21 protein-coding genes and 1 riboswitch are annotated in these 15,612 nt (G+C 63.8%); of the genes, 5 read left to right on the plus strand and 16 right to left on the minus strand.

Features of this window, described 5'->3' with window-relative positions:
• Together AC4FWB_RS03305 and crcB are read right to left on the minus strand one after the other, a co-directional pair.
• A partial coding sequence (locus AC4FWB_RS03305; protein ID WP_491024343.1) for a CrcB family protein occupies positions 1-275 on the minus strand: 275 nt, incomplete at its 3' end.
• Between the two features lie 5 nt (positions 276-280).
• Positions 281-673 (minus strand): fluoride efflux transporter CrcB, encoded by a 393-nt coding sequence (gene crcB, locus AC4FWB_RS03310; RefSeq protein ID WP_491024344.1) that lies wholly within the window; start codon positions 671-673, stop codon positions 281-283.
• Between the two features lie 99 nt (positions 674-772).
• Positions 773-835, minus strand: a riboswitch (Fluoride riboswitch).
• A 657-nt stretch (positions 836-1,492) separates the two neighbouring features.
• On the opposite strand from crcB, the gene AC4FWB_RS03315 reads away from it, so the two are divergent.
• Positions 1,493-2,197, plus strand: coding sequence for a helix-turn-helix transcriptional regulator (locus AC4FWB_RS03315; RefSeq protein ID WP_491024345.1), 705 nt, complete (start codon positions 1,493-1,495; stop codon positions 2,195-2,197).
• A 172-nt stretch (positions 2,198-2,369) separates the two neighbouring features.
• Complete coding sequence (locus tag AC4FWB_RS03320; protein ID WP_491024346.1) at positions 2,370-3,152, plus strand: DUF1194 domain-containing protein; 783 nt, start codon at positions 2,370-2,372, stop codon at positions 3,150-3,152.
• Between the two features lie 10 nt (positions 3,153-3,162).
• Here AC4FWB_RS03320 and AC4FWB_RS03325 read toward each other — a convergent pair whose 3' ends face one another.
• Complete coding sequence (locus AC4FWB_RS03325; RefSeq protein WP_491024347.1) at positions 3,163-3,579, minus strand: MarR family winged helix-turn-helix transcriptional regulator; 417 nt, start codon at positions 3,577-3,579, stop codon at positions 3,163-3,165.
• Positions 3,580-3,681: 102 nt separating this feature from the next.
• On the opposite strand from AC4FWB_RS03325, the gene AC4FWB_RS03330 reads away from it, so the two are divergent.
• The gene (locus AC4FWB_RS03330; RefSeq protein WP_491024348.1) at positions 3,682-4,158 is read left to right on the plus strand and encodes a cupin domain-containing protein; all 477 of its coding nucleotides are present in this window, start codon (positions 3,682-3,684) and stop codon (positions 4,156-4,158) included.
• Between the two features lie 63 nt (positions 4,159-4,221).
• On the opposite strand, the gene AC4FWB_RS03335 is transcribed toward AC4FWB_RS03330, so the two are convergent.
• The 7 genes from AC4FWB_RS03335 to AC4FWB_RS03365 form a co-directional block, all read right to left on the minus strand.
• Positions 4,222-4,491 carry a hypothetical protein gene (locus AC4FWB_RS03335; protein WP_491024349.1) on the minus strand — a complete coding sequence of 90 codons (270 nt, stop codon included), beginning with the start codon at positions 4,489-4,491 and terminating at the stop codon, positions 4,222-4,224.
• A 234-nt stretch (positions 4,492-4,725) separates the two neighbouring features.
• Positions 4,726-5,493, minus strand: coding sequence for a YbaY family lipoprotein (locus AC4FWB_RS03340; RefSeq protein WP_491024350.1), 768 nt, complete (start codon positions 5,491-5,493; stop codon positions 4,726-4,728).
• An 80-nt stretch (positions 5,494-5,573) separates the two neighbouring features.
• Positions 5,574-6,053 carry a molybdenum cofactor biosynthesis protein MoaE gene (locus tag AC4FWB_RS03345; protein ID WP_491024351.1) on the minus strand — a complete coding sequence of 160 codons (480 nt, stop codon included), beginning with the start codon at positions 6,051-6,053 and terminating at the stop codon, positions 5,574-5,576.
• Between the two features lies 1 nt (position 6,054).
• Positions 6,055-6,312 carry a molybdopterin converting factor subunit 1 gene (gene moaD, locus AC4FWB_RS03350; protein WP_127861528.1) on the minus strand — a complete coding sequence of 86 codons (258 nt, stop codon included), beginning with the start codon at positions 6,310-6,312 and terminating at the stop codon, positions 6,055-6,057.
• A 1-nt stretch (position 6,313) separates the two neighbouring features.
• The gene (gene pgsA, locus AC4FWB_RS03355; protein WP_059186210.1) at positions 6,314-6,910 is read right to left on the minus strand and encodes a CDP-diacylglycerol--glycerol-3-phosphate 3-phosphatidyltransferase; all 597 of its coding nucleotides are present in this window, start codon (positions 6,908-6,910) and stop codon (positions 6,314-6,316) included.
• 104 nt (positions 6,911-7,014) lie between these two features.
• The gene (gene uvrC / locus AC4FWB_RS03360) at positions 7,015-9,105 is read right to left on the minus strand and encodes an excinuclease ABC subunit UvrC (protein ID WP_491024352.1); all 2,091 of its coding nucleotides are present in this window, start codon (positions 9,103-9,105) and stop codon (positions 7,015-7,017) included.
• A complete protein-coding gene (locus AC4FWB_RS03365) occupies positions 9,102-9,866 on the minus strand; it encodes an SDR family oxidoreductase (protein ID WP_491024353.1) in 765 nt (254 codons plus the stop codon). Before AC4FWB_RS03365 ends, uvrC begins: the two co-directional genes overlap by 4 nt.
• 411 nt (positions 9,867-10,277) lie before the next feature.
• On the opposite strand from AC4FWB_RS03365, the gene AC4FWB_RS03370 reads away from it, so the two are divergent.
• Positions 10,278-10,934: an outer membrane protein gene (locus AC4FWB_RS03370; RefSeq protein WP_491024354.1), complete on the plus strand. Its 657-nt coding sequence runs from the start codon at positions 10,278-10,280 to the stop codon at positions 10,932-10,934.
• 212 nt (positions 10,935-11,146) lie between these two features.
• Here AC4FWB_RS03370 and AC4FWB_RS03375 read toward each other — a convergent pair whose 3' ends face one another.
• The 6 genes from AC4FWB_RS03375 to AC4FWB_RS03400 all read right to left on the minus strand — a co-directional run bounded on the left by AC4FWB_RS03375 (position 11,147) and on the right by AC4FWB_RS03400 (position 14,884).
• Positions 11,147-11,551, minus strand: coding sequence for a GFA family protein (locus AC4FWB_RS03375; protein WP_491024355.1), 405 nt, complete (start codon positions 11,549-11,551; stop codon positions 11,147-11,149).
• A gap of 87 nt (positions 11,552-11,638) precedes the next feature.
• Positions 11,639-12,019 carry a TfoX/Sxy family protein gene (locus tag AC4FWB_RS03380; protein ID WP_491024356.1) on the minus strand — a complete coding sequence of 127 codons (381 nt, stop codon included), beginning with the start codon at positions 12,017-12,019 and terminating at the stop codon, positions 11,639-11,641.
• Positions 12,020-12,136: 117 nt separating this feature from the next.
• The gene (locus AC4FWB_RS03385) at positions 12,137-12,733 is read right to left on the minus strand and encodes a glutathione S-transferase family protein (protein WP_491024357.1); all 597 of its coding nucleotides are present in this window, start codon (positions 12,731-12,733) and stop codon (positions 12,137-12,139) included.
• A gap of 100 nt (positions 12,734-12,833) precedes the next feature.
• Complete coding sequence (locus AC4FWB_RS03390) at positions 12,834-13,292, minus strand: GNAT family N-acetyltransferase (RefSeq protein ID WP_491024358.1); 459 nt, start codon at positions 13,290-13,292, stop codon at positions 12,834-12,836.
• 262 nt (positions 13,293-13,554) lie between these two features.
• Positions 13,555-13,929, minus strand: a complete 375-nt coding sequence (locus AC4FWB_RS03395; protein ID WP_491024359.1) for a hypothetical protein — start codon at positions 13,927-13,929, stop codon at positions 13,555-13,557.
• A 424-nt stretch (positions 13,930-14,353) separates the two neighbouring features.
• Positions 14,354-14,884 (minus strand): DinB family protein, encoded by a 531-nt coding sequence (locus AC4FWB_RS03400; RefSeq protein ID WP_491024360.1) that lies wholly within the window; start codon positions 14,882-14,884, stop codon positions 14,354-14,356.
• Positions 14,885-14,985: 101 nt separating this feature from the next.
• On the opposite strand from AC4FWB_RS03400, the gene AC4FWB_RS03405 reads away from it, so the two are divergent.
• A complete protein-coding gene (locus tag AC4FWB_RS03405; RefSeq protein WP_491024833.1) occupies positions 14,986-15,579 on the plus strand; it encodes a TetR/AcrR family transcriptional regulator in 594 nt (197 codons plus the stop codon).
• Positions 15,580-15,612 lie beyond the last annotated feature (33 nt).

Below are 15,612 nucleotides of genomic sequence, written 5' to 3' on the forward strand. Positions count from 1 at the left end.
GCGCGGGCGCGCCCCCCCCCCCCCCCCCCCCCCGCCCCCCGCGGGCCCCCGGCCGGGCCGACCATCAGGCGCCCGTCCGGCCGGGTCAGCGTAGCGAAGAACATGATGACCCAGGAGCCGACGATGTTGACGAAAGCGGTGGCGTAAAGCGCGCTCAGGCCCAGCAGCGACACGATGACATAGCCGGACAGGAAGCGCGCCAGCGAACCGATGGCCGCGCCGCAGCCGACTGCCAGATAAAGCCGCAGGGCCGTCTGTCTGTCGTTTCCGGACATGACGCCTACCCTACCATCCGCACGACGACCCAAAAGCCGAGCGCGACGGCAAGCACGCAGAGCGCCGCCGAGGCGACGGCGTTGAAGACGGCGAGCCGCCTTTCGCCATCCAGCGCCAGGTTCAGCGTCTGCAGGCAGAAGGACGAAACCGTGGTGTAGCCGCCGAACAGGCCGACCACGATCAGGTCACGCACGAGTTCGGCGGAAAAGACTCCGCCGACCGCGCGCGCGGCGCCGGCGAACGCGCCGATAGCCAGCGCGCCGGTGACGTTGACCACCAGCGTTCCCCACGGAAAGGTCTCGCCGACGCTGCGGCCGACGATGCCCGACAGGAAGAAGCGGGAAATGCCGCCGCAAAATCCGCCGATCAGGACCAGGGCGCAAGCCGCGAGGGTCATCGCTTCAATGCCTTTCCAAAGGCGACCCCGTCGCGGGAATCGCGTGATCAAAGGAGGCATGATGCGAGCGGAAAAAACAAATCCTGCCGCGCGAAAGCACGCCTGGCAGGAGTCATCAGCCCAAAAGAGCGGTTTCGGGGGAACCCCATCCCCATTTTGTACGGGTGAAACTAGGTGCTTCCGAGATTCGGGTCAATCGATCGGATGGAATTGCCAGGTCGATCAAAACCGTGACGGCACAAGGCCCGCTTCACAGCCCCTCTTGCAAAAAGCCTCGCGATTTGAATCCGGCCGCGGCCACGCATCCTGTTTGCTTCCATTTTTCGTGCCCGCAAGCCCGTGCTAATATGATCCATTGGTGGCCCGTCCACAACGAAGGGCAACTCGAATGGCTGCCAGCCGGGACGTCGCATGCGCGATTGATGATTGCTACGACGCCGCCTTCGAATTCGGGCGGTGGCCGCGGGCACTGCAGAACCTGGCCGATTCCCTGGGCGCCACGAGTTGCGTTATCCGAACCTGCGACAGCACGCATCCGTTCCGCACCGATCAAAGCAAGCGAACCAAACCGACGCCGGACTCGCTGGAACACGCTGAATTCACGGAGATCTGGGTCGCGAACGCCCAAGACGCGCCCGACCCGCATCCCGGGAGCCCCTGCTGCCGAAACCGGCGACCTGCTTCACGGTCGAAGACGAAATCTCCACGCCAGAGGAAAGAAGGCTCCTGCCCTACTACCAGGAGGTAGCCCGTCGAGGGCATCGCGAGTGGTGGGCCGTCGTGGCTTTCCTGGTCAAGCGACGCAGATGGGTCCTGTCAATGTACCGTGCTGCCTCAAAGGGACCGTTTGACACGTCCGAGGCCGATCATTTCCTGCGAGTGGCGCCGGACCTGGCCTGCATCGTGAGCCTGGCCGAAAAGATCTGGGAGGTCTCACTCGACCCCACCCTGGCTATGCTCGACCAGTTCAATTGCGCCGCAGTGCTGCTCGATAGCCGCGGCTGTCTGAGACGTTGCAACGAGCACGCGGACAGCTTGTTTGGTTCCGGCCTCGTGGTCCGGCATGGCCGCATCCACGCGACAGATCGCGAGAGCGATTCACGCCTTCAAAGAATTATTCACGCTGCCGTCGCGAGTGCGCGGGATGGAACTTTTCTGGCAGAACCGGAAGTCGTCGCACGGGACGGATCGTTCTGGCTTCTGGCCGAGGTCGTGCCGATGACGTCTTTCGTGCGCGATCTGTTCAATGGAGGCGATTTTCTGCTTTGCTTCACCGATCTTGTCAGCAAACAGTCGCCATCGGCGCGGCTGCTGCGCCAGGCTTTCCATCTGACGGCGGCCGAGGCGCGGCTGGCGTCCAGCCTTACCACCGGCGACGGCATCGAAGCAGCAAGCGTGCGACTGGAGATTGGCCGTGAAACGGCCCGAACCCAGCTCAGGGCGATCCTCGCCAAAACTGGAACGCACCGCCAAGCCGAGCTCGCGGCGTTGCTCGCGCGCTTGCGGGTGCCTTCAAGACTCTAACTGATGCCCTCACCCGTTCGGGTGAAGTGCGCATCCGTCTGTCAGCGCAGATTTCCTCACTGGATTGCCGAAACCGCAAGGCGCCGCGCCACGTCGGATGGCAGCAATGCTTGGCTGGAAGAATAGACCCGCCCCGCCCAAGAGATCGGGGCCGGCACGACCATCATGTCTCTTGGCACTGGCACTCCTCGCCAGCAGCCCCTGCTCGCCAATAGCGGCCGGTGGGCTCCGAAAGCCGGGCGTCGACCTCGAACTGGTCCTCGCCGTCGACGTCTCTTCCTCGATGAGTCTCGCCGAGCAGCGGGTTCAACGCGACGGTTATGTCAGCGCATTTCGCCATCCCGACATCGCAAGGGCGATTGGATCGGGCGCGAATGGTGCGATCGCGGTCTCTTATCTGGAGTGGGCCGGGCCGGGGCATCAGACCGTCCTCCTGCCATGGACAATCGTCGGCAGTCCGGAGGAAGCGAAGCACTTCGCTGACGCCCTCGCCACGAAGCCGATCGTCGCGGAGGCCGGCACGTCGATTTCCGGCGGGCTGCTGGCGGCGGCCGGCCTGTTGGCGCACAGCCGAGCGGCGGGAGGGCGCCGGGTGATCGATATATCCGGCGATGGCCCGAACAATGCCGGTCCGCCGGTCGGGCCGATGCGGGATATGCTGACAGGACTGGGTATCACCATCAACGGCCTGCCGGTATCGCTGCCGCACGGCGGCGCCAACGGCTTTCAATCCTTCACCGGGCAGTATCTCTCGCTCTATTACGAGCATTGCGTGATAGGCGGGCCGGACGCATTCGTGATCGCAATCAACGATCTCGCCATGTTCGAAGTCGCGATCCGCCGAAAGCTGCTTCTCGAGATCGCCGGCGCGCCCATACGATCCAGACTCGCTGCCTATGCCAGACCGGGGACCCTGACGTTCGACTGTTCGACGCCCGGAACGGCCCCGCGCTAGCGCTGCGGTTTCAGCGGATGAGCGGTGTGTCCCAAAGCGATCCGAGCAATGTCTTCAGGTCGTGAAAGCGCTTCTCGCCAAGCTCCTCGGCCCATTCGCGCTCGATGTCCAACAGGACGTCAGCCATCTTCTGATAAGCCGCGCGGCCGCGGTCGGTGAAATTGACGACCGTCCCGCCGCCGTCGTCGGGCGCGACGGACCGCGTAATGTAGCCCATGCCCTCCAGTGTCTTCAGCAGTTGGTTCATGGCCTGCTTGCTCATGGCGGCCCGCTCGGCAAGCGCGCTCGGCCGCATGCCGTCGGGGCCGGGGTACTGGATCACCGCCATATGCGGCGGGCTGAGGTCCTCGAAACCGGACGCCCTGAGTTCCCGGATCAGCTTGCGATGGATGGCCATGGCCGGCACACGCAGCAACGCGCCGATCAAAGGAGGCTTCTTTGGCGGTTCATCAGAGGATTGTGCCATTGACAGTTCGGTAAATTGAGTTTACTCAATCGGTAAATTGGATTTACCATATGGGAGGATGAAATGCTAGAGAAAGCCAGCCGGGTCCGTGTCAATCCAGCGGACGAGACGATCAGCCATGGCGGCCTCGCCGTGCGCTTCCTGCTCACCGGCGAGCAGTCCAACGGCAGCATCGCGGCGTTCGAGCTGACGGTACCCGGGTCGCAACGCCTGCTCGCCCCGGCGCACAGCCACGACCACTATGAGGAAACCATGTACGGGATCGAGGGCACACTCACGCTCACGGTTGACGGCCAAAAGCACGATGTCGGGCCGGGCCAAGCGCTCTGCATCCCGCGCGGCGCAGTCCATCGCTTCGACAACAATACCGCCGAAACCGCCAAGGTGCTCTGCATGGTGAGCCCGGCGGCGATCGGGCCGGAGTATTTTCGCGAGGCATTCGCCATCTTCAGCACCGGTGGTCCGCCCGACCGCGCCAGGATCATGGACCTGATGCGCCGTTTCGGCCTGACGCCGGCACCGCAGCCACCGCAGGGTTGATCGACCTGGGCGAAGCAGGTCCGACAAACAGGAAAACCCGCCGCCCCTTGCGGCGGGCCGACGTCACTTCGGCTGGCGATCCTTCACATTCGCATGATCGTTCGCCGTTTCGTTGTCGGTGGCCGGCGTCTGGGTGTCGGCACCTGTGAACGGGCTGCCCTGCCCCGCCGCGAGGTCGCCGCTATGGCCGGCCTTGTTGGTCTGGTAAGGCTGGCTGTCGAGGCTGAGGCCATGCTCGGTGGCATTGAACAGATGGTCGTCCGCCCTGGCAAAGCCGGCGAAGGCAATCAGCGATACGCCGGCGGCGGCAAGAATGAGCGCATGCTTTTTCATATCTGGTCTCCTTTGAGTGGCCAGATCGAGCCGCGCATTCGGTCTGGCGGCTTCAGTGAAGGGACATGTCCCTTTTGCCTGCCCGCCGTGTAGGAAGGTTAACGCTTCGCGCGCCCGGATTATTCCGGCGGTCGTGAGATATTGTCGTTGCATGCAAGGAAAAGACGCAGCATCGTGTTCCTTCGCGCCCCCTCCGTCCCCCAGGCATCAAAGATTTCTCCGCCAAAACTACGCTCAGCTCGCGGCGTTGAAGCGCAGGATCACGCGGTCGTCCTTGTCGGCGATGACGAGCTTGCCGGCGTCGACATGGTATGACGCAGCCTTGCCGAGCGCGTCGAACAGCGCCTTCTCCTGCGCCATCACGTCCGGCGCGCAGGCCATCTTGGTCGAACCGATGTCGCCGATGGCGATCTTCTCGCCATCGACCTTGGCGGTGGCAAAGTAACTGTTGCAAGGTCCCTTGCCGCCCGCCTTGCCGGCTTCGCTGACGCGGAACGTCGCCTGCGGGTCGGCGATGACGCCGATGCCGTCGATATATTCTATGAGCCAGCTCTGGCCATAGAACGCCTCTGCGTCCGGCGCGGTGGCCGGCGCCACCATCTTCAGCACGAGGATTTGCGGCTTGCCATCCAGCGGATCGACCTGGTGGCGGGTATCGGTAATGAACAGCAGCCGGCCGTCGACGGTGATGCGGGTCTCCAGCGCATAGGTCCTGCCGGGCAGAATCGCCTTGGGATCGAAGCTGATCTCGAATTTGATCGGCACCTGGCCGGCCGGCACGATCTTGCGCTGGCCGATGATCGTCGCCGGCGCGTCGGCCAGCGAGACGTCGGCGAGCTCGACCGAAAGCTCGGCATTGGGCGGCAGCGCGATGCGCTCGCGATAGGTCACCTCGCCCGTCAGCGTCTGTTCGGCGGCGCAGGTGAGCTCCGGCACGGCAAGCACGCCGACCACCAGCGGCACGAGACCGAAGATGAAGAATTCCGCAATCTTGTCCAGCATGACCCTGCTCCGCCAAGCAAATCAAACCGATTTGCAAGGTCGGGAAGGATTGCGGTCAATCAATGACCGCGGCCGGAATTTTACCGGTCTGACGCCTTCCAGCGGCCGGCGGCTTCGTCGTCGGCCTCCTTGGCCTCGACCCAGCCGCCTTCGGAGCCGTCGGCACGATGCTGCTTCTTCCAGAAGGGGGCGCGCGACTTCAGATAGTCCATCAGGAAATTCGCTGCCTCGAAGGCCGCCTGCCGGTGCGCGGAGGCCGCAACCACCAGCACGATGTTCTCGCCCGGCGCGATCTTGCCGTGACGGTGAATGACGGTGAGCCCCTGCAATGGCCAGCGCGCAATTGCCTCTGCGGCGATGCGGCCGATCTCGGCCTCGGCCATGCCGGGATAGTGCTCGAGCTCGAGCGCCGTGAGCGCGCCCTCTTCGTCGCGGCACAACCCTGAGAAGGTGACCACGGCGCCGATGTCGGCGCGGCCCTTCGTCAGGGCGGCGATCTCGGCGGCGACGTCGAAATCCTCGCGCTGGACGCGAATGGTCGGCACTATCGTGCTCGCCATCTCAGCCCCCGGTCATCGGCGGAAACAGCGCGATCTCGCGCGCGCCCGCGATTTTCTCGCGATGGCCGACATGTTCCTGGTTGATGGCGACGCGGATGACGTCCGGATATTGCAGCGCGTTTTCGTATTCCTCGCCGCGCGACTTCAGCCAGCGCAAAAGGTCAGCGACAGTCTCGATACCGGCCGGCAGCTCGACATCCTCCTCCGGCTTGCCGATCCGCTCGCGCACCCAGGCGAAATAGATGAGCTTCGTCGACATCTCACTCGTCCATGATGTGCTTGAGGCCGGCGCGGAAATAGTCGTAGCCGGTATAGAGGGTGACGAGCGCCGCGATCCACAGCAGCACCAGGCCGATCTGGGTGGTGAGCGGGAAGATCTTGTCGCCGGCAGGGCCGACGAGCAGGAAGGCGATGGCGACCATCTGGATGGTCGTCTTCCACTTGGCGAGCTGCGTCACCGGCACCGACACTTTCAGCGCCGCCAGATATTCGCGCAGGCCCGAGACCAGGATCTCGCGGCACAGGATGATGATCGCCGCCCATAGCGACCAGCCGGCGATGCCGGCATGACGGTCGGTGTCGGCGGCAAGCAGCAGCAGGCAGGTCGCGACCAGCAGCTTGTCGGCGATCGGGTCCAGCATCTTGCCGATGTTGGAGGTCTGCTGCCAGGCGCGCGCGAAGTAGCCGTCGAAATAGTCGGTGATGGAGGCGAGCAGGAAAATGACCAGCGCCGACCAGCGGGCGAAGTCGGAGGATTTCAGATGGCCTTCGAGGAAAAAGCACAGCACCACCAGCGGCACCGCGATGATGCGGGCGTAGGTGAGGATATTCGGCAGGTTGAAAGCGCGCTGGGCCATATCGATCGGGAACTCTTCTCCGCCTGCCTACTCAAATCAGAAGCCAATGTGGGGGGTCAACAGGCGAGATTCGATTGGTCAGCCGAAAATAGGCGCAAGAATGGTCAGCTGTCATGAAAATGGTTGTAGACCAGCTTCGCCACATGCTCGGAAATGCCGTCGACCTTGACCAGGTCCTCGACCGCGGCGCGGCTGACCGCCTTGGCGGTGCCGAAAGCAAGCAGCAGCGCCCGTTTGCGGCCAGGGCCGATGCCGGCGATCTCGTCAAGCGGGCTTTTGACCATCTCCTTCTTGCGGCGGGCGCGGTGCGAGCCGATGGCGAAGCGATGCACCTCGTCGCGCAGGCGCTGAACGAAATAGAGCACCGGGTCGCGCACCGGCAGCATGAAAGAGTCCCTGCCCTTGACGAAGAAGCGCTCGCGCCCGGCGTCGCGGTCCGGCCCCTTGGCGATGCCTATTGCCACGACACGGTCCTCGATGCCGAGATCGGACAGGATCTTGCGCACCGCCGTCATTTGGCCCTGGCCGCCGTCGATCAGGATGACGTCGGGCCAGGCCGGGAAGCTGCCGTTTCCGCCGACAAGGTCCTCGCCCGCTTCGTCCTCGGCTTCCGCGCCCGCCGCGTCCGAAGATTTGGCGTCGCCATGCTCCCTGAGCAGCCGCGAGAAGCGCCGTTCCATCACCTCGCGCATCATGCCGAAATCATCGCCCGGCGTGATCTCGGTCGAGCGGATGTTGAATTTCCGGTACTGGTTCTTCACGAAACCTTCCGGCCCGGCGACGACCATGGCGCCGACGGCATTGGTGCCCATGATGTGCGAGTTGTCGTAGACCTCGATGCGCACCGGCGGCTTTTGCAGGCCGAAGGTCTCTGCAAAACCCTGCAGCAGCCGCGCCTGCGTCGAGGTTTCGGCCAGCCTGCGGCCGAGCGCCTCGCGGGCGTTCTGCAGCGCATGGTCGGTCAGATCCTTCTTCTCGCCGCGTTGCGGCACCGAAATCGCTACCTTACGCCCGGCGCGGGTCGACAGCGCGTCGGCAAGCAGTTCCTGCTCCTGTACCGTCTGGGAAAGGAGGAGCGTCCGCGCGGGCAGCTTGTCGTCATAGAACTGCGCCAGGAACGAGCCCAGCACCTCGGCCGGCTCCAGCGCCGGATCCGCCTTGGGGAAATAGGCTCGGTTGCCCCAGTTTTGGCCGGTGCGGAAGAAGAAGACCTGGATGCAGGTCTGGCCGCCTTCCTGGTGGATGGCGAAGACATCCGCCTCCTCGACCGTCTGCGGGTTGATGCCCTGATGCGCCTGCACATGCGAGAGCGCCGCAAGGCGATCGCGATAGATGGCGGCGCGCTCGAAATCGAGTTCTTGGGAGGCCTGCTGCATGGCGGCCGAAATCTCGGTCTTCACCTTCTGGCTGCGGCCGGAGAGAAAATCCTTCGCCTCGGCGACCAGCTCGGCATAGCCCTGGTGCGAGATCTCGCCGGTGCAAGGGCCGGCGCAGCGCTTGATCTGGTAGAGCAGGCAGGGCCGCGTGCGGTTCTCGTAGAAGGAATCCGTGCAGCTCCGCAGCAGGAAGGCGCGCTGCAGCGAGTTGATGGTGCGCCCGACCGCGCCGGCCGACGCGAACGGGCCGAAATAGTCGCCCTTGCGCGAGCGCGCGCCGCGATGCTTGTAGATGCCGGGCGAAACGTGGTCGCCGGTGAGCAGGATGTAAGGGAACGACTTGTCGTCGCGCATCAAGACGTTGAAGCGAGGCCTCAGCCGCTTGATGAGGTTCGCCTCGAGCAGCAGCGCCTCGATCTCGGTGCGGGTGACGACGAACTCCATCGTCGCCGTCTCGCGCACCATGCGGCCGATGCGGGCGGTGTGGAAGCGCCCCTGCGCATAGTTGGTGACGCGCTTCTTCAGGCTGCGCGCCTTGCCGACATAGAGCACGTCGCCGGCAGCGTTCATCATGCGGTAGACGCCCGGCTGGTTGGGCAGCCGCTTGACGAAAGTCTGGATCACCTCGGCGCCGACCATGCCGTCCGCATCGCCGGCATGCGGCGTCCAGTCTATCGCGGTGAAGGCGACATCGGGACCGGCGGGAACCGCTTCCGGCTCGACGATCTCCTCCGCCGCCTCATCCTCAATGTCGATATCGGGGTCGACATCGGGCGGCAAATCGTCGGCGGCGCCGTTTCTTTTGGCTGTGGGACTCATTCCACCATGCCTGTCACATCGGGCGTCTGCCATGCAAGATGCTGGCCGCCATCAAGCGCGATCATCTGGCCGGTGACGGAGCGCGCTTCCCAGAGATAGCGGATGGTGGCGCCGAATTCCGGCAATTGCGGGCCGCGCTTGAGGATCAGGCCCTCGACCTGTTTGCCGAAATCATCTTCGTCCTGGCGTTTGTTCTTCAGCGTCGGGCCGGGGCCGATGGCGTTGACGCGGATGCGCGGCCCCAGCGCCTGCGCCAGCATCTGGGTTTGCGTCCACAGAGCCGACTTCGACAGCGCATAGGAGAAATAGCGCGGCGTCGGCCGCCAGACACGCTGGTCGATGATGTTGACGATCAGTCCGTCGGCACCTTCCGGCAAGGCGCGGGCAAAATTCTGCGCAAGCAGCGCCGGCGTCTTCACATGGATGGCGAAGTGACGGTCCCAGGCCTGCCAGTCGAAATCCTCGACACGGTCGTCGACAAATAAGGAGGCATTGTTGACGAGCAGCGTGACCGGGCCAAGGGCGGCCTCGGAACGGCCGACGAGATCGCCGACCGCGTCCATGTCGGTGAGGTCGGCAACAACCACGGCGGCGCGGCCGCCCTTCTCCCTGATGCGGCTGGCCAGGGTCTCGGCCTCGGCTCCGGAACGGTTGGCGTGGATGGCGACGGCAAAGCCATGCGCGGCCAGATCCTCGACGATCGCCTTGCCGATCCTTCTCGCCCCACCCGTCACCAGCGCCACGCCGGCGGCTTCATTCATGTTGTCAATCCTCAATCGGCTTCACGATTCCGGGAAGCCGGCACAATATGACGGGCCAAGCGTTAAATGCCATTTCCACCTGGGGCAGGAATGTGGCGAAGCGGCCCGCGCACACGCTTGCCGGCCCGGATTCGGGCGTTCTCATGGCGCAATATATGCCGCCGGACCCGTTGAACCAAGCGGTGTGCAGCGCAACATGATTAGCCTGCTGACATTCGCTGTTGCGAAGATGCAACGTCACCTTTCGGCCTCATTCGCGCCGGGGAATGACCCAAGTTCAGGTTCGGTTCAGCCGCATTTCAGCACGACATTTGGAACCGTTGAGCGCCAGGCCCGTTTATCCCCCCGGACGGGCCGGGGCATTCATGAACATAAAAGCCTAGTGTCTTGTGGCTTAAGGAGTAAACAAAAATGCAAGCCAATCTCAAGTTTGCGCGGCCGCTGGCGGTTGCGCTCGGGCTCTTCGCCCTCGGCGGTACCGCCTATGCCGCAGACGTCGTTTCCGAGGAGCCGCCGGCCCCCGCCCCGGTCGCCGAACTCCCCGTCGCTTCCTGGGCCGGCCCCTATGCCGGTATCAGCCTCGGCTACGGCTTCAGCGGCCATGCCGATGCACGCGACGCCGGCGTCAACGTGAAGACCAAGGGCTTCATCGGCGGCGTCTTCGGCGGCTATCAGTGGCAGCAGGAGAACTTCGTCTACGGCGCTGAAGCCGATCTCGGCTACAACGGCGTCAAGGGCGACAGCGCCGGCATCAACGCCAAGGGCGGCCTCGAAGGCTCGCTGCGCGCTCGTCTCGGCTATTCCGTGACCCCGGAAATCCTGCTCTATGGCACCGGCGGTCTCGCCGCCAAGAACCAGAAGATCACGGATAGCGTCACCGCCACCGACGAAAGCAAGGCGATGCTCGGCTGGACGGCCGGCGTCGGCACCGACATCAAGATCACGGACAACGTGTTCGGCCGCGTCGAGTACCGCTACACCGACTACGGCGACAAGGATTTTGGTGCCCTCGGCAACGTCAAGTCGAAGGACAACCGCGTCACCTTCGGCGTCGGTATGAAGTTCTAAGTCGTCCAAGCCACGACACGGAAAAGCCGGGCCTTGCACCCGGCTTTTTTTGTGTCCGGCGTCTGGACGACTACAGCTGGCGACCAGCCGGAGCCTCTCAACAGAGGGCCAATGGATGTCGCCCAAAAGTGTGCAGCGGTTTTGGGCGAACGACATGCATCAAAACAAAACTAAAAGCGCGTCGCCTGAATTCACTTCAGCGCGACGCGCTTTTAGTCCGCCGGATCCCGCTGGAAACCTTCATGGACCGGGATCGACTGTAACTGGTCGAGCCATTTCGCCCGGGAGCGCATGACGACCTGCGCGTGCGGCTGGTATTCGCCCGGGCCGATCAGCGTGGCCGCATGAACATGGACCTCGTCGCGCCATTTGTCCGAGCGGAAATAGAGGCGCGAGCCACAGGATGGGCAGAACCCACGGAACGTTCCAGGGCTGCTTTCATAGTGCCTGATGTCGCCGCTCCAGCTCAGCTGCTGCGGCCGCATTCCCAGGAAGGCTGTGAAGGGAGAGGACGTTGCGCGTTGGCAATCGGCGCAGTGGCAGACCAGATTGCGCGTGACACTGCCGGAGTATGTCCAGGTCACGGCCCCACACATGCAATGTCCGCTCAACGCCATCGCTCCCTCCCTTTGGTTGTGCGTTCCTCAAAGCCAGCTCAACAACACTGACACATCACAGTACAGAAGGTGGTGAGAGACAGCGGCTTACGTGCGCTTCTTTGCGACCTTTGCGGGTTTGACCTTCGGCGGCAAAGTTTCGACGAAGGCCAGCGCGCGGTCGAGCCAGCCCCGGAGATCGGCATCCGTCGCGGTGCCTTCCGGTGCGACATGGACATAGCCTTCCATCGAGCGCCCGCCCATTTCCATCGGCCGCGCGTGCGGACGGGCGGCGGCGGCCGCATGCGCGGCCTTGCCGACGCGGACCAGCAAGCCTCGCTTCGAGGTGCCGATCAGCATGTTGCCGTTGAGCATGAAGCAGGTGCCGCCGAACATTTTTTGTTCGGTGAAGGCGCGCGAGCCAAGCGCCGCGCGCAGGCGTTCCACCATGGGGTCGACGGCGCTGGTTTGGGTGACTGACTTCGCCATGCTCACCACCTCCGCTATTTGCGGCCTATGCAATCATGAATCCAGGCGACAATTCAATATGGGGGCGCTGCCGGCGAAGCTGCCGATCTCCCCCCTTGCGGGAGAGATTGGCTGTATTTACCCCGGCACGCATCCCTTCAGCCCCGGAAACTTCTCGTCGAAGCGGGCGGCCCAGCGCGTCAGCCGGCCGCGGCCCTTCTCCCACTGCCCGCCGAAGCGCAGCGCGAGATAGCCGAGGGCGGCGCGCAACGCCATCTGGCCGGCGGTGATCTTCTTCGGCAGTTTCGGCGGATTGGCGTTGAGAAGGTCGAGCGCGGCGATGATCTTCGCCCACTGACGGTCGAGCCAGGGCTGATAGACCATGGTGTCAGGACGCGTGCGCCGCTCATAGACCATCGACAGCGCGCAGTCGCAGATGCCGTCGGCCAGCGCCTCCAGCACTTCGGCCTCGAGCCGCTTGTCCGGATTGCGTGGGAAGAGCGCGTTCTTCGACAGCCGGTTGAGATGCTGGGTGATGGCGCGGCTGTCGTGGATCGAGCGGCCGTCCTCCAGCACCAGCACCGGGATCTTGCCCAGCGGATTGGCCGATATCAGCTCCGCCGGCTTGTCCTCGGTCCTGACCGGCACAAGGTCTATGACGATGCCGGCATAGGCGGCCGCCATGCGGACCTTCGAGCTGTAGGGTGACGTGGAGGCGTAGAGCAGCTTCGGCATGATAGGGTTCCTGATTGTCCGGGCGCACTGTTGACCGAGTGAACGCATCAGGGCAACGGCCAGCACCGCCAAATCCTGCCGCCCAGAGCTGTTGCTGATGCTATTTCACGGATCGCTCCATGATGATGGTTCGTTCGTCGCCGTGGAAACTGTCCCGGACCGAGCGGAAGCCAAGCTTCGAATAGAATGGCTCCGCCGTGACCGAGGAAGGCACCGTCAGCACCGTCACGCCGTTCTCCCGCGCCGCTTCCTCAATCTTCAACATCAGCAGCCTGCCGACGCCACGCCCCTGAAATTCAGGATCGACGAACACGGTTCGAACCATCGCTCCATCCAGACTTGCGGTTCCCACGATTCTGTCGCCGACGATGGCCACCAGTACCTCGCGCTTCTTGAAGAACTGCAGCATCGCCGACGGGCTGAAGCTTTGTTCCACACGGGCAATGATGTCCGGCGCGTAGTCCCTGGCGTTGGTTTCCCGCAGGGCGGCCACGATCACCCGGCTCACCGCGTCCGCCTCGTCGTCGCTGGCCCGACGAACGGTAAGCTCCAAAACCATGAGCAGTCGCCTCTTCCTTTGGTTGTCGCGGATTCGACGTGGCGCAGCGAAAACAGGAACCCTCGCCCGGCATATCGGAACGATCGTGTCGATCTGCTCTTGCCGCCGCAACAAAAAAGCTCCCGGAAGTTTGCCGGATGGCAAAATTCCAGGAGCTTCAGGAGCGTGCGCCCCAACCTCGCCCGCTATCACGCCGAACTGGCGAGAGGGGCACCTTAATGCGCCCGCCCTCACCTGTCGGTTCGCGCGCGAAGCTACGCGATTACTTCTTGGCAGGCGCCTTCTTTGCCGGCGCCTTCTTCACCGCTGCCGTCGACTTGGCGGCGGCGGCTTTCATCGGAGCCTTGGCGGCAGGCTTTGCCGCTGCCTTCGCGGCAGGCTTTGCCGCTGCCTTCGCGGCAGGCTTGGCGGCCGGCTTCTTGGCCGGAGCCTTGGCTGCTGCCTTGGCGGCGGGCTTCGCCGCGACCTTGGCGACCGGCTTCTTGGCGGCGGCGGGTTTCGCCGCGGCCTTGGCCGGAGCCTTGGCGGCTGCCTTCGGTGCTGCTGCCTTCTTCACTGCAGGTTTCGCGGCAGCCTTAGCTGCCGGCTTCTTTGCCGGCGCTTTCGCCGCCGGCGCCTTGGTTGTCGTCTTTGCCATGCGATGCCCCTTGCGTTTTGCCGACGGTCGTGAGTGACCCGGCGTGCTCATGCATATCTGACTCGCGGCTATCTAGCCAGCGAAGCAACACAATGATTTTCAGTTATTGAATTTTGGTTACGCAAGACGCGCTGACAAGGGTAATGACGCAAAAAACGACAGCGAATCTTTGTCTGTCGAAGTGAAACTGCATCTGCGAGCATTCCCGACGCTCTCTATCTCACGATTATCCAGACATGTTCGCGCCGGGCAGAGAGCTGAATGTGAGCGCATTGCTCATAATGTAGAAGAAGCTGCGCGAGGACGGCTTCATCTTGTCCAGCACAAAGATCTACAGGTCAGGTTGCAACAGAACCGAGCCAGAGCCGCGACAAATTTTGTCGGCTCGAAAATGAGCTTATTGCTCGCATTCTTGTAACCACCATCAGGCATCGAGCGGCTCTGGCTCGCCGTGCAGGCGACGCGACGGCTCAGCCCGGTGCAGATGGACGGCATAGGTGTCCCAGGGCGGCGAGACCGCGATAGAGGCCAGCATGCGGCCGATCTCACCGCGATGATAGCTGCCGTGCAGGACGACATGGGTCAGCATCTCCTGCCTGGTCATGCAGCCCTTGTCGCCGTCGGTGAAGGCGAAGGCAACGGGTTCCGCAAGCTGCTGCTCCGAAACGGTTTCGAGATAGTCGAGATACCAGCGGTCGCTTTCCGCCATGACGGCGCGCAGTTCCACGGGCTCCGGTGTTTGCTCAGTGTTGTCGCTCGCATAGCCGTGGGCGACGCCGGTGAGATGCGCGGCAAAGATCCCCGACACGACATGGATATGGTTCATCAGCCTCAACGCGGCGCGGCGTTCCACTCCATTGCGACGCGGCTCGAGACCGGCGAGTTTTTCCAAGAGCTCGCCATTGGCCCAGGCCTGGTAGGCGAGCAGGCTGCGCAGCAGCGTCGCGGCACTCATCTTTGGGCTCCGTTTGCAGTCGAGATAAATGTGAGTATCTTGCTTATATTCTCGGGAGACCTGGCAGGATGTCTACTCGCATTGCAAAGCCAGCTCAGCGCATGCGCAAGGAGCCGCGCCAGGCGCGCTCGGTCGCCACCGTCGAGGCGATCATTGAAGCAGGTGCTCGCGTTCTGAGCGAGATCGGCTGGGCGGGCTTCAGCACCAACAAGGTCGCCGAGGCCGCGGGCGTGAGCATCGGCTCGCTCTATCAGTACTTTCCCGACAAGCTCGCTCTGGTCGATGCGATCCGGCGTCGCCACTTCGACCATGTGCTGTCGGTCATCCGCGAAGCCGCGGCCGAAGAGAAGCCGCTCAGGCAGTTCGCGCGCGAGCTGGTGCGCGGCATGATCGCCGCGCACAGCATCCATCCGACGCTGCATCAGGTGCTGCTCGACGAGGCGCCGGGTGACCGCGGTTCGCGCGCCGCGCATGCCTCGTTCCAGGCCCGCTACCTCGAGCACTATGCGGCGGCCGTGGCGCAATACCGCCGGCGCAGGAAAGATACCGCGACGATGGCGCGCGTGCTCTCCTCCGCCGTCGAGGGCGTGATCCACAATGCGGCGCGCCGCAACATGCTCGATGCGCCGGAGCTGCAGAAGCAGCTCGGCGAGCTGATCTGCGCCTATCTTTCCGGCCAGGGCGCGCGGACTTGATGATGGCGCGATCCCGCAGCCGACGCCGTCACG

The organism is Mesorhizobium sp. LEGMi-168a, from assembly GCF_058312955.1.

Bases quoted from the DNA above. Each gene is read 5' to 3' on its own strand.
- AC4FWB_RS03345 (WP_491024351.1), bottom strand. From the start codon at position 6,053: ATGGCGAGCACGATAGTGCCGACCATTCGCGTCCAGCGCGAGGATTTC.
- AC4FWB_RS03340 (WP_491024350.1), bottom strand. From the start codon at position 5,493: ATGCTGGACAAGATTGCGGAATTCTTCATCTTCGGTCTCGTGCCGCTG.
- moaD (WP_127861528.1), bottom strand. From the start codon at position 6,312: ATGTCGACGAAGCTCATCTATTTCGCCTGGGTGCGCGAGCGGATCGGC.
- AC4FWB_RS03380 (WP_491024356.1), bottom strand. From the start codon at position 12,019: ATGGCGAAGTCAGTCACCCAAACCAGCGCCGTCGACCCCATGGTGGAA.
- AC4FWB_RS03405 (WP_491024833.1), top strand. From the start codon at position 14,986: ATGCGCAAGGAGCCGCGCCAGGCGCGCTCGGTCGCCACCGTCGAGGCG.
- AC4FWB_RS03330 (WP_491024348.1), top strand. From the start codon at position 3,682: ATGCTAGAGAAAGCCAGCCGGGTCCGTGTCAATCCAGCGGACGAGACG.
- crcB (WP_491024344.1), bottom strand. From the start codon at position 673: ATGACCCTCGCGGCTTGCGCCCTGGTCCTGATCGGCGGATTTTGCGGC.
- AC4FWB_RS03370 (WP_491024354.1), top strand. From the start codon at position 10,278: ATGCAAGCCAATCTCAAGTTTGCGCGGCCGCTGGCGGTTGCGCTCGGG.
- AC4FWB_RS03395 (WP_491024359.1), bottom strand. From the start codon at position 13,929: ATGGCAAAGACGACAACCAAGGCGCCGGCGGCGAAAGCGCCGGCAAAG.
- AC4FWB_RS03315 (WP_491024345.1), top strand. From the start codon at position 1,493: ATGTACCGTGCTGCCTCAAAGGGACCGTTTGACACGTCCGAGGCCGAT.
- AC4FWB_RS03400 (WP_491024360.1), bottom strand. From the start codon at position 14,884: ATGAGTGCCGCGACGCTGCTGCGCAGCCTGCTCGCCTACCAGGCCTGG.
- AC4FWB_RS03335 (WP_491024349.1), bottom strand. From the start codon at position 4,491: ATGAAAAAGCATGCGCTCATTCTTGCCGCCGCCGGCGTATCGCTGATT.
- AC4FWB_RS03375 (WP_491024355.1), bottom strand. From the start codon at position 11,551: ATGGCGTTGAGCGGACATTGCATGTGTGGGGCCGTGACCTGGACATAC.
- AC4FWB_RS03390 (WP_491024358.1), bottom strand. From the start codon at position 13,292: ATGGTTTTGGAGCTTACCGTTCGTCGGGCCAGCGACGACGAGGCGGAC.
- uvrC (WP_491024352.1), bottom strand. From the start codon at position 9,105: ATGAGTCCCACAGCCAAAAGAAACGGCGCCGCCGACGATTTGCCGCCC.
- AC4FWB_RS03385 (WP_491024357.1), bottom strand. From the start codon at position 12,733: ATGCCGAAGCTGCTCTACGCCTCCACGTCACCCTACAGCTCGAAGGTC.
- AC4FWB_RS03365 (WP_491024353.1), bottom strand. From the start codon at position 9,866: ATGAATGAAGCCGCCGGCGTGGCGCTGGTGACGGGTGGGGCGAGAAGG.
- pgsA (WP_059186210.1), bottom strand. From the start codon at position 6,910: ATGGCCCAGCGCGCTTTCAACCTGCCGAATATCCTCACCTACGCCCGC.